Raw genomic sequence first — 19,120 nt, forward strand, 5'->3', positions numbered from 1 at the left:
GCATTGAAAGTTTCCCGATGACCTCCCCATTTCCTACACCGAAATCCGGAATTTTGGATATTACGCCTTATGTGGGCGGAAAAGCGTCTCTCGATGGACAGGACAAAGTTGTCAAATTGTCGTCCAATGAAACGCCGCTGGGCTCCAGCCCAAAGGCAAAAGAGGCGTTTGGAACGCTGAGTGAAAAGCTGCATTTATATCCGGATGGTGGCTCCCAGGAACTGATCCATACCATCGCTAAGATCCATGATTTGCCAGCAGATAGGCTGATTTGTGGAAATGGCTCTGATGAGATTTTGTCTCTGATTGCCAATGCCTATTGTGGACCCGGTGATGAGGTTTTGTATTCTGAGCATGGGTTCTTGGTGTATGAACTTTCTGCGCTCGCCAATGGAGCGACGCCGGTAAAAGCGCCTGAGAAAAACCTGACAACGGATGTGGATGCGCTGCTGGCCTCGGTCACAGAGAAAACCAAAATCCTCTTTTTGGCCAATCCGAACAATCCGACAGGGACCTATATTTCAGCCGATGAAGTCCGGCGCCTGCATGCGGGCCTTAGAAGCGATATCCTGCTCGTGCTGGATGCGGCCTACGCGGAATATGTGACAAAATCCGATTATGAAGCAGGTGTTGCGCTGGTTGCTGAGACTGAAAATGTAATCATGACGCGGACATTCTCCAAAATTTATGGATTGTCAGCGCTTCGCATTGGCTGGGCCTACGGATCTGAAGCCGTCATCGACGTCCTGCATAGAATACGCGGTCCGTTTAACGTGAACGCAGCGGCGCAGGTTGCTGGTGTTGCCGCAGTTCGGGATCAGGATTTTGTCAAAGAGGCTGTCGCCCATAACGAGAAATGGATCCCTATTCTGACCCAGAGCCTTCGGGGTATGGGTCTGAAAATTCCGGATAGCGTTGGTAACTTCATCATGATGGATTTTGGGGATACTGGTAAATCTGCATCAGATGCGGACGCTTATCTTGCAAGTAAAGGGTATATCCTCAGAAGCATTGCCTCTTATGGGTTGCCGACCTGTCTTCGTATGTCTGTTGGGACTGATGAGGATAACCGTGCGGTTATCGACCACTTGAGAGAATTCCTGGAAAGTTAAAATGGCGCATCTGGAAGCTCCACTCTTTAAGAAAATGGCCCTGATCGGTATTGGTCTGATCGGCTCCTCCATTTCGAGAGCTGTGCAAAAGCATGGACTGGTTGGGGAGATCGTCTGTTCTGCGCGGACTAAGGACACCCGGCGTGTTGCCAAGGAAATGGGACTTGTCTCTGCGGCTTATGAGCATTCCAAGGATGCGGTCGTGGGCGCGGATCTGGTGATCCTGTGCACACCGATCGGGACCTATGCAAAGCTGATGGAGGAAATTGCGCCATATCTGGAGCAGGGGGCGCTCGTCACGGATGTGGGATCGGTCAAGCAAACCGTGGTGGATTTGATAGAACCACGACTTCCTGAAGGTGTAGACTTTGTTGCAGGGCATCCTGTTGCAGGTTCAGAAAAATCTGGACCAGCAGCCGGATATGCGGATCTTTTTGACAATCGCTGGTGGATCCTCACCCCGTCTGAAAAATCAACAGATGCAGCCGTTGAGAAGCTGACCCAGTTCTGTTCGGCGTTCGGCAGTAATGTTGAGCAAATGGATCCCAAGCATCATGATTTGGTGTTGGCCATTACCTCTCACGTACCGCATCTGATTGCCTACAATATTGTGGGAACAGCAGATGATCTGCAGGAAGTGACACGCTCTGAGGTTATTAAATATTCTGCCGGTGGTTTTCGGGATTTTACCCGTATCGCGGCCTCCGATCCAACCATGTGGCGGGATGTGTTCCTGAACAACAAAGAGGCAGTCCTCGAAATGCTGGGCCGGTTCACCGAGGATCTCACTGCCTTACAACGGGCGATCCGCAGGTCTGATGGGGATACATTGTTCGAGATTTTCACTCGTACAAGAGCCATCCGTCGGCAGATTATTGATGCGGGTCAGGAAACAGCCGAGCCAGATTTCGGGCGCTCAGCTTCTCATGATGAGAAATAAGCTTTTGAGTTTTTAGAAAACAGGTTTCAGATCGAAAAGTCGAATGGGACCAAGATAAGCCGACCTTTCTTGCAGGCTGATTGGAAGCTCCAGATACTGCGTACCGTTGTCACTGGTTTTGGCCAGCATATCTAAGGCAAAGCGAGCCGTTTGTGCTGATTTCTTATCGAGCTTCTGTTGTTTGGCAATTATGTCCAACAGCGTGTTATATCCTTCAATTTTGGATGTAAAAGCGCCCAGGGGATAGTTCTCATCATCCAGTGTCACGGTCCCATTGCCTGTCGCCCGCGTTTGTCCCCAGATGATATCAAAGTCATTGATTTCGAGGGCACCGCCTTTGTCTCGCCAGGCTTGAATTTCAGTTGGGTTGGAAAAGGAGGACATTTCAGCATCCGTTTCCGCGACGATATGTAGTTTTTCCATCTCTGGTCCAAGAGGGGCGTTAGACAGCATATCTGCAACCAGTTTGTCAGTCCGCAAGGCGAGTTTCAGGAAATGCTGCGTTTGCAGATCTTTTGCGTTTGCGTCTGTACCGGTCAGGTTGACGTCATGATCGTCAGACAGAAAATGAAGTTGAACGCGATCGGCTGTGCCTGCCCCAATGAGATCACCGGAAAAGGCGGAGTTCTGAAGATCAATCGCCAGATTTTTCAGTTTCCATGCGCCGTTAAGCTTAAGACTCCCAACCGCTTTTTCAGATTGAAGTGTTAGTTTCTTTTGGTTTTGGATCAGGTTGAGATCGCCGTTAAGTCCAAAGACAGCATGTTTGAGGTTCCAGGGTTCAATTACCAACCAGGGATCGCTAAGTGTTAGGGTCTCGTTCGTCCGCTCAAATGTAATGGAAGAGGTTTTGAGTTCCACACGATACGGGAAGCCGCCCGTTTCAAGGGGCTGGTTTTTGATGGTAATGCCTTTGCTGGCCTGTTCCGATTTCCAGGTTTCAAACCCCAGGACAGCTTCATCTGCAACCGTATTCCACCAATAGAAATATGCGCCAAACAGGGCAGCTAAAACAACGAGGGCAATTGGCAAAATTCGCATCTACAAACCTATAATTGACATTCACTTGAGCTTCTCGGCGACACTCTATAAGCTGGCTCAAAACCTGTCACTGTCTTTCCCCATGTTGTTTCCATGACGTCAGAAAACCAAAAAGCTGAACAACAGCTGTTGATCAGGGCTATGCCGGTTCTGTTTGTCTTTTTATGGAGTACCGGTTTTATCGGTGCCAAGCTAGGCCTTCCTTATGTAGAGCCAATGACATTCCTGGCAATCCGGTTTGTCGCCTGTTCGCTTCTGCTTGTGCCGGTTCTGTTATTGACCAAAACCGTTTGGCCAAAACGGTGGCAGGATTACGCCCATATTGGATTTGCAGGTCTTTTAATGCATGGAGGGTATCTGGGGTCCGTTTTTTGGTCAATTAGTGAAGGGGTTGCCGCCGGTACCTCAGCCCTGATTGCCGGGATTCAGCCGTTGATTGTGGCAGCACTTGCCGGCATTTTCCTAAAAGAGACCGTAACCCGTCGGCAGTGGATTGGGCTGTTTGCGGGCCTTGCTGGTGTCTTTTTCGTGGTTTTTGAGAAGTTATCGCTTAACGAAGGGAGTCTTTTTGGATTTTCCCTCAGCTTCATTGCGCTGATCAGCATTTCAATTGGCACTTTATACCAGAAGAAATTCTGTTCGGACATGAGCCTGAAGTCTGGGAACTTTATTCAATTTGTGGTGGCCAGCCTCTATTTCCTGCTGGTTGCAAGTCTGATTGAAGATATGACAGTGACCTGGACAGGAGAGCTCGTATTCGCTCTTGTTTGGCTTATTTTTGTGCTTTCTCTTGGCGCGGTTTCTCTGTTGTATTTGCTGCTTCGCAAGGGCGCGGCATCGAGCGTTTCCAGCCTCTTCTATCTGGTGCCTCCTTGCACGGCCATTGTCGCCTATTTCCTGTTTGGGGAAACTCTGAGCGGGAATGCTCTGATCGGTATGGTGATTGCGATCATTGGTGTTGCGCTTGTGAACATGCCTGCTAAAAAAGTGAAATGAGAAAATACGACCTTGTTTTAGAGCCGGACTTGCCGCCGGTGGATTATCCGTTACCCGATCTTCCCAAGGGTGAGGATTTGTGGATTTTTGGGTATGGGTCCCTAATGTGGCGGCCGGGCTTTGAACACACAGGTGTTGAGGATGCCTGTCTTTATGGGTTTCACCGGGCATTTTGTGTGTCTTCAGTTGTCCATCGCGGTACGCGGGATAATCCGGGTCTTGTCCTGGGCCTGGACCGGGGTGGGTCTTGCCGTGGGAAGGCGATCCGTTGCCCTGAAGCCATTCGGGAACCGGTTGTTGATTATCTCTATCGCCGGGAAATGGTAACGAGTGTTTATATCCCGAGAATGGTCACATTGAAGTTGTTGGGCAGTCAGGAAAAAGTCCGGGGGCTGACATTTGTGGCTGACCCCAAGCATGAACAATATTCATCGGGTCATTCGATTGAAGAAGCTGCGGCGATTATTGGGAGGGCATCGGGAAGGGGCGGTCCTAATGTGGATTACCTCAAAAGCACCCTGGATCATCTAGATGAATTTGGGATCAAGGACGGCCCCTTGCACGCAATCATGGAGGCTATTGGCCGGAACAGGTAGACTGTCGGGCCGGGCTAGTCTCTGAGATTAAAAGTGTGTGCGACTGGCAACGCGGGCAATTTCGCCACGTGTCAAACCGATATCTTTGAGCTCGGAATCGGTGAGGGCATAAAGCTCCGTTGCAGTTCTGTATGTCCGGTATTTCTGAACAAGTGTATTTGTAAGTTTACCGAAATAGGTGCGGAAAGTCCCTGCGGCAGGGCTTGCTGGTTTTGTGTAATTTGTTGCTTGTACTGACATGCTACTGTGCTCCATTCATTTGATGGGGCTCATGTACGCCTCCCAATCTGGGATTGCACGCGACATTATTTTTACTCACCCATGCATTTTTTGCATAGCTTGATTAGATGTCTGTTAAGTAACTGAAGGCTAGAGCGATGTATTGCCATAGCGTGCGAAGATGGTTTCCGCGCTGTTGAAGGCGATATTCTCCATCTCTTCGTCTGTGATAACCTGGCCTGACATCATGTAAGGCCAAAACGCCCGATATTTGATCAGGGAGACAAACTGATGGCTAACTTCCTGATAATCATCGGTGTTTAACGCCCCTGCTATAGACGCTGCTTGCATAAAATCATCAAATACCGAGATCTGGTTTGAATTGTCAGCCAGATATTCGGCAAGATCCGGATCCCGAATGGTTTCGCCAATGACGAGCCGAAGAAGCCTCATATATTCCTCAGATTGGAGAAATTTACATTCTGCACGAGCAAGGTCCAAGAGTTGGCCCTTCAAAGGTTTGCTGGGATTAAACGTAACAGCAACAGCTTCTTTAAGTTTGGAAAGGACCCAGTCCAGAATCGCACGAAACAGCGCCTGTTTACTCTCAAAGTGATTGTAAACGGTCCTTTTTGATACATTTGCCGTGGCGGCGATCTGGTCCATGCTGGCGCCTAGATAGCCAGCTTTTTGGAACTCTTCTGCCGCGGCTTGCAGGATCTGCTGTTTTTTATCGAGTGGTCTGGACATTATTCAAACTAGGATTATCTCACAGGTTAGGCTGGAGATACCGAACATATCCAGCCTTAAAAAGCATCATTTGTAATTGCTATCACAAACTAACGTATCGTCACTTAAAAAACCAAAAAGATAATGTAAACTGCACGGTGTAGTTTACATATTAATCTGAGCTTTAGATACACTGCAATTTCATGGGAGGCCTGTAAATATGGCAATTTCCTTTACATTAAATGGGGAGGCGAAAAGCCTCGATGCGGATCCAGAAATGCCACTTCTTTGGGCGTTGAGGGATGAATTTCAATTAACAGGCACCAAATTTGGATGTGGTGTTGCACTCTGCGGGGCCTGTACGGTCCATGTGGATGGTGTGGCTGTCCGATCCTGTCAAACCTTCATTGGTGATATCGAAGGCGCGTCGGTGACAACTATCGAAGCATTGGAAACCGATGAGGTCAAAGCTTTGCGTCAGGCTTGGGTTGAGTTGGATGTCCCGCAATGTGGATATTGCCAGTCAGGTCAGCTAATGCAGGCGGCAGATCTTCTTGCGACTTCACCTAAACCAACCGACGACGATATTGACGCAGCGATGGATGGAAATGTCTGCCGCTGTGCGTCTTACCAACGCATTCGTGCAGGTATTCACAGAGCAGCTGAAATACTGGAGGCATAATCATGAATATGATCGAAAAAATGCTATCCGCTAAAGAAGCCCCAGTGAATGAAAGTCGCCGAAATTTTCTGAAAGTTTCGGGCGGCGTTACTGCTGGTCTTGTGATTGGATTTTCCTTGTCGGGTCTTTCGACGGCTGAAGCGATGGAGAGCAAATCGTTCAATCCATTTGTACAGATTGCCCCTGATGGGACTGTGACTGTGATGGTCAAGCATCTGGACAAAGGTCAGGGAACATTTTCTGGTTTGCTGACATTGGTGGCCGATGAGTTGGATGTGCCTTGGGAAAATGTGAAAGGCGAATACGCGCCAGCAAATGCCGAACTATACAATAACCTGTTTTTTGGGGCGGTTCAGGGAACAGGTGGTTCCACAGGTATTCCCAACAGCTTCATGCAATATCGAACTGCGGGCGCAACCGCTCGTGAAATGTTGAAATTGGCAGGCGCAAAACGATTTGGGCAAAACGCCAGTGATATTCGGGTTGAAAACGGTGTTGTTTCTGGACTGAACGGGAAATCTGCAACCTATGGGGAACTTGCGGCAGAAGCTGCGACCATGCCGGTTCCAGAAAAGCCAGTCTTAAAAACGCCGGACCAGTTTAAGTATATTGGAAATCAAAGCCATCGCCGTATAGATACACCCGCCAAAACCCGGGGTGAGTTTAATTTTACGCAGGATGTGCAGCTGCCAGGAATGCTCGTTGCCGTGATCGCACGCCCCCCTCGTTTTGGGGCTACGGCCAAATCCATGAACAAGCAACCTGCCATGGCGATTAAAGGCGTGCAGGAGATTGTGCAGGTGCCGCAAGGTGTGGCGGTCCTGGCAAGTAATACCTGGGCCGCGTTCAAGGGACGCGAGGCGCTGGAAGTTGAGTGGGATTTAACCCAAGCGGAAAGCAGGTCCACGGCCGATCTGAAATCGGAATATGAAGCGTTGGCTGAAAAACCGGGCAAGGTTGTTGTGCAGGGTCAAGATCTGGACAGCTCCTTTGCAAAGGCAACGAAAGTCCTTGAGGCAACCTTTGAGTTTCCATATCTCGCTCATGCACCGATGGAGCCGGTTAACGCGGTTGCAGATTTGAAACCAGGAAAGTCGCTGGACGTTTGGACAGGATCGCAAATGCAGACAGGCGATCACTATGCTGCCAGCCAAATTTCCGGACTGACCCCGGATAAGGTCAATATCCACACCTTATCTGCCGGAGGATCTTTTGGACGCCGGGCAACACCAACCTCAGACATGGTTAGTGAAGCTGTTGCAATTGCCAAAGCAATCAATGGCCGTGCACCGGTCAAGTTGATCTGGAGCCGGGAAGATGACATCCGCGGTGGATATTACCGGCCCATGTATGTTCATAAAGTGAAGGCAGGCTTGGATGAGAAAGGCGACATCGTTGCCTGGCATCACCGCATCGTCGGTCAATCCATCTTGCAGGGCACAGCCTTTGAACAGGTGATGGTCAAGGATGGCATTGATATGACGTCTGTTGAGGGGGCGGTTGAACTCCCTTATCAGGTTGGAAATCATCAACTTGAACTTCATACCGTGAAGGTTGGCGTTCCCGTTCTTTGGTGGCGATCTGTAGGCAGTACGCATACAGCCTATGCTGTTGAAACCATGATGGATCGTCTGGCAAAAGCGGCTGGGAAGGATCCGGTCGAGTTCCGCCTGGAACGCATGCAAAATAGCCCAAGGGAAGCCGCCGCGTTGAAACTGGCTGCGGAAAAAGCTAACTGGGGCAAGGCTGAATTGCCAGCAGGCGTTCACAGAGGCGTTGCTGTGCATAAATCATTCGGATCCCATGTGGCAGAAATTGCGGAAGTGCGGCTGAACGATGATGGTACCATCAAGGTTGAGAGGGTCTTCTGCGCAATTGACTGCGGTATTGCCGTAACACCGGATCAGGTTGCCGCACAAATGGAAGGTGGGGTCGGCTATGGCCTTGGCGCCATTTTACGTAACCAGATCACCATGACGGACGGAGAGGTTGAGCAATCTCAGTTCTTTGATTTTGAACCTTTGCGGATCAGCGATATGCCTCATGTTGAAACGCATATTGTACCGTCAGATGCGGCGCCAAGCGGCGTTGGTGAACCGGGAACACCGCCGATCGGCCCTGCGGTTGCCAATGCCATTTTCTGGGGAACTGGCCGAGAGATTGATAAACTTCCCTTCAGTCAGCACGGTCTTGTATAACCCTTACTGAACAGCAAAAGAAACCTGTCCAAGAAATTGGGCAGGTTTTTTTTAACTGCTGATTTCCTGATAATTCTTGTGAAAATATGGATGAGACAGTTAAGCTCTTTTCATTCGTCCGCACAAGAAAACCAAGGATAAGGAAATGGCGGAGACATCAAGGATCAAACCCAGTAGCTTTTCATCCGGGGATTTCTTCCTGTTGGCCGCTGTCTTTGCCTGGGGTGTAAACTTTCCCATTGCCAAACTGGTTTTGGACTACATGCCGCCGATTGTGTTTTCAGCAACGCGGTATTTCACGGCGTCTGGGCTTCTTTTTCTGTTGCTGTTTCTAAAGCGGGAGCGAATTTCAATCACGCTTCGGGAAATGGGTGAGCTAATTCTCATTGGTCTTTTGGGAATCGCATTATTTCAGGGCGGATGGGCCTATGGGTTGAACCTCACCACAGCGTCCAAGGCCTCAATTCTGGTGGCAACATCCCCGGTTTTTGCGACTTTTTTCGTTGCCTTCAGGGGTGAGAAAACAAAGCTGGTTGGATGGATTGGTGTGCTTTTATCGCTGTTTGGGGTTGCGGTGATCATCAATAACAGTCTGACGGAAATCACAGTTGGCGGCGGCTCCTTCTATGGGGATTTGATGATTATCGGCGCCGCTCTCATGTGGTCGATTTATACAATTGTGTCGGGTCCGATGGTGGCAAAACGGGGCCCCCTTCTTGTAACGGCGTGGGCGATGCTGTTTGGGGCTACAATCCTCACCTTTGTTGACCTTCCGGCAATGGTAAATCAGGATTGGGTTTCCATCCCCATGACGGGATGGATTGCCTGGGCGGCAACAGCTTTGCTGGGAGCCGCACTTGCGTTTGTCTGGTATTGCGCTGGCATCAGTCGGTTGGGTGTGGCCCGTGGCATGGCCTACAGTTTCCTAATCCCGGTGATTGCCATCTTGACCGCAATCCTCTTTTTTGGAGAAAGCATGACATTCATCCAGCTTGGTGGTGCAGTGATTGTTCTGGCTGGAATTCACTTAAATCGGAAATTTGGATAAGAACTCACCGCTCTAGCTACACTTGGAAAATCCGCAAGAGGTGCAGGTATCGCAGCCTTCGCTTTTAACAAGTGCGGCTTCTCCGCATTCTGGACATTGACGTTGCAACCCACTGGTCGGTCTTCCAGAAGGATCATTTAATACACTGACCTGAGCTTCGGAAGATTTCTGGTTCGATTTTGTGCTCGGTAAAAATCCGATTTGGATCATATGGGTTTCAATCACATCGCCAATAGCCGCAAGGAGAGAGGGAACATACCGACCTTGCATCCAGGCACCGCCCCTTGGATCAAAAACAGCTTTCAGTTCTTCAACGACAAAACTCACATCCCCGCCCCGGCGGAAAACTGCAGAAATCATCCGCGTTAGGGCGACGGTCCAGGCGAAATGTTCCACATTCTTTGAGTTGATGAATATCTCGAAGGGTCTTCTGCGGCCATCCTGAATGATGTCATTCAAGGTGATATACATGGCGTGATTGCTTTCCGGCCATTTCAGTTTATAGGTTTGCCCTGGAATTGTACCTGGCCGATCGAGTGGCTTGGTCATATAAACCACACCACCCGCCTCCAGATGATCCCGGGGTTTGGGCTCTGGCTCGTTCAGGGGCAGGCTTGTTTGGTCTGTGGTCCGCGGGGCGTCGGATCGGGTCTCCAGAACCGCGCCGGTCACATCATTTGGCCGGTAGGTCGTGCAGCCCTTACAACCCATCTCATAAGCTTTCAGATAAATGTCCTTAAAGCTGTCAAAACTGATGTCTTCCGGACAATTGATGGTTTTGGAAATGGAGCTATCAATAAACTCCTGCACTACGGACTGCATTTTCACGTGATCTTGTGGGCTCAGAACCTGCGCATCCACAAAATAGTCTGGAAGGGGCGCAGTATCTCCTTTGATCCTGCGGAAGAGCCGGTAGGCGTAATCAGAGACTTCCTCCGCTTTGCGGCTGCCATCTGGCATCAAAACATTTCGTGTGTAGGAGAAGCTGAAGACCGGCTCCAGACCGCTCGAGACATTATTGGCAAGAAGCGAAATAGTCCCCGTCGGCGCGATCGAGGTCACGAGGGCATTTCGCATACCGTTCTTTCGAATGGCGGCTTGTATTTCTGGATCCAGCGACTGAATAGTTTCACCCGAGAGGTAAGGCTCCTCATCATAAAGTGGGAAAGACCCTTTTTCTGCTGCCAGTTCGCTTGAGACGAGATAAGCGGTTTTTTGGAAGCTTGTCATCCATTGCCGGGTGAGAGAGAGGGCTTCATCAGATCCGTATCGCACCCCACACATGATCAGGGCATCGGCAAGTCCTGTTATGCCCAAACCAATTCGACGTTTGCCTTTGGCCTCTTTCTCTTGTTCGGGAAGCGGAAACCCGGATACATCAATCACATTATCCATCATGCGGACGGAGGTTTTAATTACCTCGGTCATTTCCTTCAAATCAATATGGGCATCAGATTCAAAGGGGTTTTTGACAAAACGGGTCAGATTTATGGAGCCGAGAAGGCACGCGCCGTAAGGTGGCAGCGGTTGTTCCCCACACGGGTTGGTCGCCGAAATTGTCTCGCAATAATGCAGGTTGTTGCGTGCATTGATCCGGTCAATGAAAATGACACCGGGTTCTGCGAAGGCGTAGGTTGAGCGCATAATAGTGTCCCAAAGCTCTCGCGCTTTTAGGGTCTTATACTGCGTTCCTTCAAACACCAGGTCCCAGGGGTCATCTTTTTTGACGGCCTCCATGAAAGCGTCAGTTACCAGCACAGAAAGATTAAACATCCGAAGACGACCGGGGTCTTCCTTGGCTTTAATGAAATCAATAATATCTGGATGATCGCAGCGCATGGTTGCCATCATCGCTCCGCGCCTAGAGCCTGCGCTCATAATCGTGCGGCACATGCTGTCCCAGACATCCATGAAGCTGAGAGGGCCAGATGCATCAGATCCCATGCTTTTCACCGGAGCGCCTTTTGGACGCAAGGTCGAGAAATCATAACCGATGCCACCGCCTTGCTGCATGGTGACGGCTGCTTCTTTTAAATTGTCGAAGATGCCAGCCATGTTGTCAGGGATCGTGCCCATGACAAAGCAGTTGAACAATGTAACACGCCGTTTGGTGCCAGCCCCTGCAATGATACGTCCTGCTGGCAGGAATTTGTAATCTTCCAGGGCTTTGTAAAAGACCTCTTCCCACTTGTCGGGATTTTTTTCGGGGACTGCCAAAGCCTTCGCAATCCGTCTCCAGGTATCCTCAACAGTTCCCTCAACGGTATTCCCGTCAGGGGAGCGGAAACGGTATTTCATATCCCAAATCTGTTTTGAGATCGGTGCGAGTGCAGCCATCAGCCCTTCTTCCATTTGGTGTGCAAAAGCTGTCTGAATTATAGGCTAAATTCAGATGGGATACAAACTGCAACCGAAAGTACATCCTTAAGCATCGATGTGTTTTTCGCGACCTTCTTGGACTAGGCGAGCCGTGTTCTCATCAATGGTGCTTTTAAGGCGGTTGATGAATTCAGGGCGTTTGAGACCTGCTTCAATAGGGGGGAAAAATTCAATCACGATGGTTCCGGGCCGGCAGATAAACTTCTTTCTTGGCCAGTATAGGCCCGTATTTAGGGCGACCGGGATAACAGGATGATTGAGTTTGCTATAAAGCGCGGCGATACCGGGTTGGTAGTCACCTGCCTCATCAACTGCTGTCCGCGTGCCTTCTGGAAAGATAACGATCTGCCGCTCGTCATCCAGTGCAGCCTTGGCTTGATCCAACATGCTTCGAAGGGCAGCTGCATGGCCTTTTCGATCAACGGCGATCATTTTTGTTTTCTGACAATACCAGCCATAAATCGGGATCCGCAGCAGCTCTTTTTTCAGGATAACGGCCGGATCTGAAAACAGCCAGTGGACGGCCATGGTTTCGAAGGCAGATTGATGTTTGCAGGCAATGATCGCCTTGCCTTTTGGCATATATTCCTTGCCTCTGACCTCCACCTTCAGGTTACAGATGATCCGCATCAGAACCATAATGCCTTTGGTCCAGATAGCCTGACCCCTCACGATCCAGGATTTATCCAGGGCCAAAAAGGGAATGAAAATCAGGTTCATGAAGGCTGACCACAGCCAAAAGCAGAAAAAGAAAAGAAGGGATCTGATTTGAATCACGCGCGGTCTCCTGCCATGGCGAGGCGTTCAAGGTTGGCCCTGATCAGGCTAACGACATATTTATTATATTCTGATGCCAGAATAAGGCCCGCTGAAGGTTTTTGCCACCAATGTTGAAAGAGCAAGTTTTCATTGAGGGTTGGGTAAGCATAAAGAGTTTTAGCCGGCATTTGGCGTTTAAACTCGACCAGGCTTCTGGGCATATGATAGGCGCTGGTGACAACGAGCAGGCTATCAAAACCATGCTCTTCTGCCCAGATAGAAGCTTCAAAAGCATTGCCGACAGTGTCCTTGGCGTTTCGACCAAGGTCCACACAGCAGTCCATGATTTTCTGGCTTTCACCCATTGCAATCCGCAAAGTTTCACTACTGATTTGCTTATTAACACCGCTAATGAGAACCCGTTTGGCGGCGCCCTCTCTCAATAGATCCAGGCCAACCTTCAGTCGGGCTGGTGTGCCGGTTAAAATGACAATGCCGTCGGCTGAGGTAAGTGTGGCACTGTTGGGTTCGGAGACTTCTTGTGCATAGGTAATAAATCCGCCAAGCCAGATGCAAAATAGCAGCGCAAGGAGTTTAATCGCAAACCCAAGTCGGCCTCTCATTGAAACCGTCCTGCTTCGATGAAGTCCACCGCTTCGCTTAAGGATGCAGCCACAGCAACAGGAAGTATGTCTCTTGGAAGCCCTTCCTTTTGGGTTTTGACACCCTTGCCGGTTTGAACAAGGCACCGATGGCAACCAGAGCTGGCGGCAGCTTGCAAATCCCGAAGACTGTCGCCAATGACCACTGTGTTGGAAGGTTTCGCCCCAAACTGGTTCAAAGCCGCCTTCATCATGCCGTCGCCTGGCTTTCGCATGTTGGTCGCTTCCCACGGAGCATCGGGAGCAAAGAAAATCTGATCAACCCAGCCGCCAGCGGCTTTCAGGCTTTTTGTCAGTTTTTGGTGAATGATTGTCAGTGTGTCGGTCGTTATGATCCCGCGACCAATACAAGACTGGTTCGTTGCAATCACAACCGTGTGCCCTGCTTTATTGAGGCGGGAAATGGCACTTAACGCACCGTCTATAAATACAAGTTCGTCTGGCGTTTTTACAAAATCGGTTCGATCTTCGTTAATAACGCCATCTCTGTCCAAGATTACCAACACGCTACATCATCCGTTTTAAGCTTGTCAGAACAATGATCCGGACTGTCACCGTCGTCAATAGGGTAACTAAAACAGGGACTAATGCCAGACTAAACCAACCCTCAAGCGGAAGCTCAGGTGGTGTGATCAGGCCAGCCTGCAAACGATCTGCCAGATAGGAAATAACCTGCATGACGATGATGGCAATTATCAGGCCCGGAACGGCACCATAAAGACTGAGTTTGGCAAAATAGTTCTGAAATTGCCGGGCAATATACCCATCCTTGGCCCCGATCAGATGCAACACCTCGATAATATCATGGTGCATGACCATGCTTGTACGGGCGGCGAACACTAGAATAATTACCGTGACGACCCCAATCAGCAGCATGATGGCCGCTGCGATGGTCTGAACACTTCGGGCCAGCAGGATCATCTTATCCAGCCAGGGACGATGCGTGTTCAAAATTGCGCCAGGGACAGCGGTTGACAGTTTCTTGGCGGTTGCCAGCAAGTCAACCGACCCACCCTCTGCAATGGTGACTTCGATCAGTCGCGGCAGGGGCAGTTTTTTGATGACATCCGCGCGTCCCAGGTAGGGTGCCAATAGATCGGCGGTTTCATCAAGTGTCAGCGCCCTTACGCTATCAATGCCGGGAAACTCATTCAGAAACTCAACCGCTTTGTTCATCCGGGCATCTAGATCGACATTGTCATCATAGGCAATCTCGACGGTGAGGTTTCCACTAACGGCGGCAGACCAGTTGCTGACAGCCGCGTGAATGGAGAACAAACCGATCAAGGACAGAGATGCCAAAAAAACCATTGTGGCAATAACGACCGGGAGATATCTGCTGGATGCATCCTTTTCCAGCTGTAACTCTGGTGAAATCCCAAAAAAACCAGTCACATATCACTCCGTTGAAGTTTGGCAAGATACTGTTCTGCAGAAGCAAAATGCACTGTGCTGTCTTTTAGGTAAAGGACTGGAGCTCGAAATCTATCAATCAAACCAATATCATGGGTCGCGATCACCACGGTTGTCCCAAGTTTATTCAGCTCCTGGAAGAGATGCATGAGTCGCAGGCCCATTTCGGGGTCCATGGAACCGGTCGGCTCGTCCGCTATGAGGAGCTGTGGTCGATTAATCACGGCCCGGGCGATGGCGACACGCTGTTTCTCACCACCCGATAAGGTTGGAGGTCTTGCCTCCATCTGGTGACCCAGTCCAACCCAGTTCAGAAGCTCTGTGACATTTTTGTGGATGAGCTCCTCTTCTATTTCTGCGATTCGAAGGGGCAGGGCCACATTTTCTAATGCCGATAAATGATCCAGAAGCCTGAAGTCCTGAAAAACCACTCCGATTTTCCGTCTAAACTCAGGGAGGTCCGATCGATCCAGATTGCTGACTTCCTGTCCGAAAAGGCTTAAAAGCCCGCGGCTTGGACGATGTGAGAGGGCGAGTAATTTGAGCAGGGAGCTTTTACCAGCGCCGGTTGGGCCGGTCAGAAAGTGAAAAGAACCTGCGGGCAGGTGGAGGTTGATGTCCCGAAGGACTTCGGGCCCCATTCCGTAGCGCATTCCGACATTTTCAAATACGACCAAATGGCCCTCCCTTAAAAAATTACGCGGCAAAGATAATCTAAAGTGGATTTATTGCCTAGTCTTGTGCATCTTCTTTGATATGCCTATAAAAAAGAACGTTTAACCTTTGGACAGAATAAGTGTCTTACCCATGATATTGACTTGCCCATCCTGTTCAACACGATACTCAATTGACACCGCCTCAGTCGGAGCTGAGGGGCGGATGGTGAAATGTGCCAAATGTGGACACAAATGGCGTGAGTACCCACCCGAAGACTTGCCGAAACAGGTTGTCCAGGAAGTTACCCCTGAACCCGTGCAGGAGCCTGAAAAAGCACCTGAACCGGAGGCCCCTGCGCCTGAGGATCAGGGGATGAGCATTGAGCAGATGACCCAGATGCGTCAGCAACGGGCTCAGCAAGTGGAAACCAAAAGCCGCAGAAAAAAATCAATCTTTGGCTGGTTATTGTTTATTCTGATCCTGGCCGGGATCGGGGTCGGTGGATATCACGGACGGAATTATGTTGTGCAGTTCTGGCCGGCGTCTGCAAAACTTTATCAGATGCTGAAACTAGATGTGAAGACAACCAACCTGTTGGGTTTGGAAATTCATGATTTGAAGACCAAATCCATTCTGGAAAATGGTATTGTCAGACTGACAGTTACAGGCCGGATCAAAAATATTACGGGCGAGGAGCAGCCCATTCCGCGAATTGGAATTCAATTGGTGGATTCAAATGGTCACCATGTTTACAGCTGGAGCACCTCTATTGAGGAAACACATGTAACCCCTTGGGGAGAGATCGAATTCTCCTCCAGCATGAACCAGCCTCCTGAGGAAGCAAAGCATGTTAAGGCGCATCTGATCGCGCCGAAGGACCTGATGAAGAAACCTGAACAGGATGGCGAAAGCCACCAGTAATTAGATGTGGAGATAATGATGGCTAGTGTTGAGCCAAATCCAAATATTGAGGTCCTTTTCTCAAGCGCGGATATTGAAAAGCGAAACAATGAACTTTCTGAACAGATTGAACAGGAAATGGGATCCGATATTCTCGTTATTGCTGTTCTGAAAGGAAGTTTTGTGTTTGCGGCGGATTTGATCCGCTCCCTGCACCACGCTGGTGTGAAGCCACAGATCGATTTTATGGCGCTTTCATCTTATGGCGACAAAAAGATTAGCAGCGGTACGGTTGTGATTACCCGCGATATCATGGACACGGTAAAAGGGCGCAAGGTCCTTTTGATCGACGATATCCTGGAATCAGGTCGGACAATGGAGTTTGCAACGCGTGAACTGCTTGGGCGCGGGGCGGCAATGGTGAAAACCTGCCTCATGTTGGATAAAAAGGGGAAACGGGTTGTGGATTTTGAGGCCGATTTCGTTGGTTTTGATTGTCCTGACTTGTTTGTGATTGGCTATGGACTTGATTATGCGCATTATTATCGGGAACTTCCCTATATTGGGCATATCGTCAGCGAATAGGAAATGAGGGGGCATGGCGCGGGTTCTGATTGCAGAAGATGAAGCATCGCTTCGTGAATTTGTGCAGCGGGCATTAACCCACCACGGTCACGAGGTTGTTGCTGTTCGTGATGGCGCGGAAGCTTTGCATGCATTGCAAAATGATGAAGCTTTCGATCTTCTCCTGACGGATATTGTCATGCCCATCATGGACGGCATTGCGCTTTCTTTGAAGGTCGCAAAAGATTTTCCCAATTTGAGAATCCTTCTGATGACCGGCTATGCGGCGGAGAAACAACGCGCCTACAATCTTGAGGATTTGATTCACGACGTCGTCGCCAAGCCCTTTACACTGACAGAGATCTGCGAAAAAGTTGAAGAGGCCTTGCAGTCTGAAAAAGGGTCCGGCTCAGTTGCCTCGACCAAGGACTACGGACTTAGCCGTTAGTCACGGCTCTTCTTAACAACTCATCCGAAACTTATCGCAAGCGTTGTCAAATCTATTCATCGATTTGAAGAAGATGGTGCCCCTGGCCTGACTCGAACAGGCACGTCCTAAGGACAACGGATTTTGAATCCGTCGCGTCTACCAATTCCGCCACAGGGGCCCTGTGAAGTAGACGCACTATACCCATGATTTAAACGGGGTCAACTCCACTTTATGTTTTTCAGAAAATTACCTGATTTAATCCAGTGTCGTCAGGATGGTGTAACCAGATCCACGGACTGATTTGATCATCTGCGGCTGGTTTTCATCAATCTCGAGTTTTTGGCGAAGACGACGGACGAGGGCATCAATATTCCGGCTGTTTTCCTTGAGTTCCTTGTTGAAGATCTTCAGGCTGAGCTTGCCTCGATCAACAGGCTGTCCTGGAGCTTCGAGCAGTACACGAAGCAGCTGAAACTCTGCCATAGTCAAAGGAACGTCTGATCCGTCTGGTGCCGCTAATTTGTGGTGGGGCAGATCCAGTTCCCATCCTGAGAAATTAATACAGGTTTTTTCCGCAGTGGTACGCCCGTTTTTCGGAGTTGCAGATCCCGTGCGGCGAATGACGCTTTTGATCCTTGCGAGCAACTCCCGCCGATTGTAGGGCTTGGCAACATAATCATCAGCGCCCATTTCGAGCCCGATAATCAAGTCAACACTCTCTCCCTTACCGGTCAGAATGATAACACCCACATTGGATCTTTCTTTCAGGTAACGGGTCAGGCTTAATCCATCTTCATCGGGCAGCATCAGATCCAGAAGAACCAGATCGAAGTCATCGCTGCTGAAGACCCGGCGCATTTCCTCTGCGTTGGCAGCTTCGGATACCACATAATTTTCCCGTTCCAGAGTTTCTCTCAAGACTTCTCTGAGCTCTGGCTCGTCATCAACAATCAGAATTTTCTGCATCATTATGGCGGTCTATCCTCTGCTACGAGTGAGTTGGACGGAGTAAACCAATCTCCACAATATTATCTTGTAATAAAAAAGTTACAAAATCAATAGCGGGTATATTTTAGGACTATTTCAAAAGATGTATCAGCCGGAACAATATCGCAAGTGAATAAATTCATTGAGTTTTTGATAACTGCTTGCAGACAAATCAGTATTTCTCCTAAATTGGGCTCACAAGGTTATTTCCGCGGGTGGGGCGAATGATTCGCAAACTATACGACTTTACGATGGGATTGGCTGCAAGGCCGCAGGCTAAAGGATTTTTGGCCGCCGTTTCTTTTGTCGAAAGCTCGATTTTTCCGATCCCGCCAGATGTGATGCTGATCCCGATGGTATTGGCAAAGCGAAAAGAGGCTTTTAAAATTGCCCTCATCTGCAGTCTGTTTTCGGTCCTTGGGGGTGTGCTTGGATATGTTATCGGGCATTATTTCTTCCAGCTGATTGGAGAACCGATTATTGCCTTTTATGGGTATGAAGAAAAATTCGCCCGGTTCGCGGACAGCTATACAGAATGGGGTGGGTGGATTGTCGCTTTTTTCGGGCTGACCCCTTTTCCTTATAAGGTGATTACAATTGCCAGCGGTGCTGTCAGTCTGAACTTGGCGATCTTTATGCTGGCGTCCGTTTTGTCCAGAAGTGCCCGCTTCTTTTTGGTCGCCTGGTTACTATATAAATTTGGTGAGCCAATCCGGGATTTTATTGAGAAATACCTGGGAATCCTCACGGTTTTATTTTTTGTCATCTTGTTTGGCAGCTTTGTCGCTTTGAAATACCTTTTCTAAAA

General features: G+C 49.4%; 21 protein-coding genes and 1 tRNA gene. 11 read left to right on the plus strand and 11 right to left on the minus strand.

The genetic code is table 11. The annotated features are described in order from the left end of the window. Positions 1-17: 17 nt before the first annotated feature. Both hisC and HH301_RS04465 read left to right on the plus strand, forming a co-directional pair. Positions 18-1,112, plus strand: coding sequence for a histidinol-phosphate transaminase (gene hisC, locus HH301_RS04460; RefSeq protein ID WP_169567036.1), 1,095 nt, complete (start codon positions 18-20; stop codon positions 1,110-1,112). 1 nt (position 1,113) lies between these two features. Beyond that, a complete protein-coding gene (locus HH301_RS04465) occupies positions 1,114-2,052 on the plus strand; it encodes a prephenate/arogenate dehydrogenase family protein (RefSeq protein ID WP_206378169.1) in 939 nt (312 codons plus the stop codon). 12 nt (positions 2,053-2,064) lie between these two features. Here the strand turns inward: HH301_RS04465 and HH301_RS04470 are convergent, their stop codons facing one another. Then, positions 2,065-3,093, minus strand: a complete 1,029-nt coding sequence (locus tag HH301_RS04470; RefSeq protein ID WP_169567037.1) for a DUF2125 domain-containing protein — start codon at positions 3,091-3,093, stop codon at positions 2,065-2,067. A 93-nt stretch (positions 3,094-3,186) separates the two neighbouring features. Between HH301_RS04470 and HH301_RS04475 the strand changes: the two genes are divergently transcribed. Continuing rightward, the gene (locus tag HH301_RS04475; RefSeq protein ID WP_169567039.1) at positions 3,187-4,089 is read left to right on the plus strand and encodes a DMT family transporter; all 903 of its coding nucleotides are present in this window, start codon (positions 3,187-3,189) and stop codon (positions 4,087-4,089) included. Continuing rightward, positions 4,086-4,685 (plus strand): gamma-glutamylcyclotransferase, encoded by a 600-nt coding sequence (locus HH301_RS04480; RefSeq protein ID WP_169567040.1) that lies wholly within the window; start codon positions 4,086-4,088, stop codon positions 4,683-4,685. The genes HH301_RS04475 and HH301_RS04480 overlap by 4 nt, the downstream gene beginning before the upstream one ends. Positions 4,686-4,712: 27 nt before the next feature. On the opposite strand, the gene HH301_RS04485 is transcribed toward HH301_RS04480, so the two are convergent. Together HH301_RS04485 and HH301_RS04490 are read right to left on the minus strand one after the other, a co-directional pair. Continuing rightward, positions 4,713-4,925 carry a DUF1127 domain-containing protein gene (locus HH301_RS04485; protein ID WP_169567042.1) on the minus strand — a complete coding sequence of 71 codons (213 nt, stop codon included), beginning with the start codon at positions 4,923-4,925 and terminating at the stop codon, positions 4,713-4,715. Positions 4,926-5,054: 129 nt separating this feature from the next. Next, complete coding sequence (locus HH301_RS04490; RefSeq protein WP_169567043.1) at positions 5,055-5,654, minus strand: TetR/AcrR family transcriptional regulator; 600 nt, start codon at positions 5,652-5,654, stop codon at positions 5,055-5,057. Positions 5,655-5,853: 199 nt separating this feature from the next. On the opposite strand from HH301_RS04490, the gene HH301_RS04495 reads away from it, so the two are divergent. The 3 genes from HH301_RS04495 to HH301_RS04505 all read left to right on the plus strand — a co-directional run bounded on the left by HH301_RS04495 (position 5,854) and on the right by HH301_RS04505 (position 9,561). Further along, on the plus strand, positions 5,854-6,315 hold the full coding sequence (locus HH301_RS04495) for a (2Fe-2S)-binding protein (RefSeq protein ID WP_169567045.1): 462 nt from the start codon (positions 5,854-5,856) through the stop codon (positions 6,313-6,315). A 2-nt stretch (positions 6,316-6,317) separates the two neighbouring features. Next, positions 6,318-8,513 carry a xanthine dehydrogenase family protein molybdopterin-binding subunit gene (locus HH301_RS04500; RefSeq protein ID WP_206378170.1) on the plus strand — a complete coding sequence of 732 codons (2,196 nt, stop codon included), beginning with the start codon at positions 6,318-6,320 and terminating at the stop codon, positions 8,511-8,513. A 145-nt stretch (positions 8,514-8,658) separates the two neighbouring features. Beyond that, positions 8,659-9,561, plus strand: a complete 903-nt coding sequence (locus HH301_RS04505) for a DMT family transporter (RefSeq protein ID WP_169567047.1) — start codon at positions 8,659-8,661, stop codon at positions 9,559-9,561. Between the two features lie 12 nt (positions 9,562-9,573). Here the strand turns inward: HH301_RS04505 and HH301_RS04510 are convergent, their stop codons facing one another. The 6 genes from HH301_RS04510 to ftsE form a co-directional block, all read right to left on the minus strand. Further along, positions 9,574-11,898, minus strand: a complete 2,325-nt coding sequence (locus tag HH301_RS04510; RefSeq protein ID WP_169567048.1) for an adenosylcobalamin-dependent ribonucleoside-diphosphate reductase — start codon at positions 11,896-11,898, stop codon at positions 9,574-9,576. Between the two features lie 87 nt (positions 11,899-11,985). Further along, positions 11,986-12,717: a 1-acyl-sn-glycerol-3-phosphate acyltransferase gene (locus HH301_RS04515; protein WP_169567050.1), complete on the minus strand. Its 732-nt coding sequence runs from the start codon at positions 12,715-12,717 to the stop codon at positions 11,986-11,988. Then, positions 12,714-13,322, minus strand: a complete 609-nt coding sequence (locus HH301_RS04520; protein ID WP_169567052.1) for a YdcF family protein — start codon at positions 13,320-13,322, stop codon at positions 12,714-12,716. The genes HH301_RS04515 and HH301_RS04520 overlap by 4 nt, the downstream gene beginning before the upstream one ends. Then, positions 13,319-13,867, minus strand: coding sequence for a D-glycero-beta-D-manno-heptose 1,7-bisphosphate 7-phosphatase (gmhB, locus tag HH301_RS04525; RefSeq protein ID WP_169567054.1), 549 nt, complete (start codon positions 13,865-13,867; stop codon positions 13,319-13,321). The genes HH301_RS04520 and gmhB overlap by 4 nt, the downstream gene beginning before the upstream one ends. Before the next feature lies 1 nt (position 13,868). Then, positions 13,869-14,756, minus strand: a complete 888-nt coding sequence (locus tag HH301_RS04530; protein ID WP_169567055.1) for a cell division protein FtsX — start codon at positions 14,754-14,756, stop codon at positions 13,869-13,871. Next, the gene (gene ftsE / locus HH301_RS04535) at positions 14,753-15,451 is read right to left on the minus strand and encodes a cell division ATP-binding protein FtsE (protein ID WP_169567057.1); all 699 of its coding nucleotides are present in this window, start codon (positions 15,449-15,451) and stop codon (positions 14,753-14,755) included. Before ftsE ends, HH301_RS04530 begins: the two co-directional genes overlap by 4 nt. A gap of 130 nt (positions 15,452-15,581) precedes the next feature. On the opposite strand from ftsE, the gene HH301_RS04540 reads away from it, so the two are divergent. Genes HH301_RS04540 through HH301_RS04550 form a run of 3 tightly spaced genes read left to right on the plus strand, consistent with a single transcriptional unit; the run spans position 15,582 to position 17,343 of the window. After that, positions 15,582-16,352: an MJ0042-type zinc finger domain-containing protein gene (locus tag HH301_RS04540; protein WP_169567059.1), complete on the plus strand. Its 771-nt coding sequence runs from the start codon at positions 15,582-15,584 to the stop codon at positions 16,350-16,352. Positions 16,353-16,370: 18 nt separating this feature from the next. Beyond that, on the plus strand, positions 16,371-16,916 hold the full coding sequence (hpt, locus tag HH301_RS04545) for a hypoxanthine phosphoribosyltransferase (RefSeq protein ID WP_206378171.1): 546 nt from the start codon (positions 16,371-16,373) through the stop codon (positions 16,914-16,916). A gap of 13 nt (positions 16,917-16,929) precedes the next feature. Further along, a complete protein-coding gene (locus HH301_RS04550) occupies positions 16,930-17,343 on the plus strand; it encodes a response regulator (protein ID WP_169567062.1) in 414 nt (137 codons plus the stop codon). Between the two features lie 74 nt (positions 17,344-17,417). Here the strand turns inward: HH301_RS04550 and HH301_RS04555 are convergent. Together HH301_RS04555 and HH301_RS04560 are read right to left on the minus strand one after the other, a co-directional pair. Continuing rightward, positions 17,418-17,503, minus strand: a tRNA-Leu gene (locus HH301_RS04555). Positions 17,504-17,580: 77 nt separating this feature from the next. Next, on the minus strand, positions 17,581-18,294 hold the full coding sequence (locus HH301_RS04560) for a response regulator (protein ID WP_169567064.1): 714 nt from the start codon (positions 18,292-18,294) through the stop codon (positions 17,581-17,583). Positions 18,295-18,536: 242 nt separating this feature from the next. Here HH301_RS04560 and HH301_RS04565 point away from each other — a divergent pair, with 242 nt between their 5' ends. Beyond that, positions 18,537-19,118: a YqaA family protein gene (locus tag HH301_RS04565; protein WP_169567066.1), complete on the plus strand. Its 582-nt coding sequence runs from the start codon at positions 18,537-18,539 to the stop codon at positions 19,116-19,118. Positions 19,119-19,120 lie beyond the last annotated feature (2 nt).

Source organism: Sneathiella limimaris, assembly GCF_012932565.1.
Lineage (GTDB): Bacteria > Pseudomonadota > Alphaproteobacteria > Sneathiellales > Sneathiellaceae > Sneathiella > Sneathiella limimaris.

Excerpts from the sequence above, each read along its gene's own strand:
- HH301_RS04500 (WP_206378170.1), top strand. The coding sequence starts at position 6,318 with ATGAATATGATCGAAAAAATGCTATCCGCTAAAGAAGCCCCAGTGAAT.
- HH301_RS04540 (WP_169567059.1), top strand. The coding sequence starts at position 15,582 with ATGATATTGACTTGCCCATCCTGTTCAACACGATACTCAATTGACACC.
- HH301_RS04470 (WP_169567037.1), bottom strand. The coding sequence starts at position 3,093 with ATGCGAATTTTGCCAATTGCCCTCGTTGTTTTAGCTGCCCTGTTTGGC.
- HH301_RS04505 (WP_169567047.1), top strand. The coding sequence starts at position 8,659 with ATGGCGGAGACATCAAGGATCAAACCCAGTAGCTTTTCATCCGGGGAT.
- HH301_RS04550 (WP_169567062.1), top strand. The coding sequence starts at position 16,930 with ATGGCGCGGGTTCTGATTGCAGAAGATGAAGCATCGCTTCGTGAATTT.
- HH301_RS04465 (WP_206378169.1), top strand. The coding sequence starts at position 1,114 with ATGGCGCATCTGGAAGCTCCACTCTTTAAGAAAATGGCCCTGATCGGT.
- HH301_RS04480 (WP_169567040.1), top strand. The coding sequence starts at position 4,086 with ATGAGAAAATACGACCTTGTTTTAGAGCCGGACTTGCCGCCGGTGGAT.
- HH301_RS04490 (WP_169567043.1), bottom strand. The coding sequence starts at position 5,654 with ATGTCCAGACCACTCGATAAAAAACAGCAGATCCTGCAAGCCGCGGCA.
- HH301_RS04485 (WP_169567042.1), bottom strand. The coding sequence starts at position 4,925 with ATGTCAGTACAAGCAACAAATTACACAAAACCAGCAAGCCCTGCCGCA.
- HH301_RS04520 (WP_169567052.1), bottom strand. The coding sequence starts at position 13,322 with ATGAGAGGCCGACTTGGGTTTGCGATTAAACTCCTTGCGCTGCTATTT.
- HH301_RS04475 (WP_169567039.1), top strand. The coding sequence starts at position 3,187 with ATGACGTCAGAAAACCAAAAAGCTGAACAACAGCTGTTGATCAGGGCT.
- HH301_RS04510 (WP_169567048.1), bottom strand. The coding sequence starts at position 11,898 with ATGGCTGCACTCGCACCGATCTCAAAACAGATTTGGGATATGAAATAC.
- HH301_RS04495 (WP_169567045.1), top strand. The coding sequence starts at position 5,854 with ATGGCAATTTCCTTTACATTAAATGGGGAGGCGAAAAGCCTCGATGCG.
- HH301_RS04560 (WP_169567064.1), bottom strand. The coding sequence starts at position 18,294 with ATGATGCAGAAAATTCTGATTGTTGATGACGAGCCAGAGCTCAGAGAA.
- hpt (WP_206378171.1), top strand. The coding sequence starts at position 16,371 with ATGGCTAGTGTTGAGCCAAATCCAAATATTGAGGTCCTTTTCTCAAGC.
- hisC (WP_169567036.1), top strand. The coding sequence starts at position 18 with ATGACCTCCCCATTTCCTACACCGAAATCCGGAATTTTGGATATTACG.
- HH301_RS04565 (WP_169567066.1), top strand. The coding sequence starts at position 18,537 with ATGATTCGCAAACTATACGACTTTACGATGGGATTGGCTGCAAGGCCG.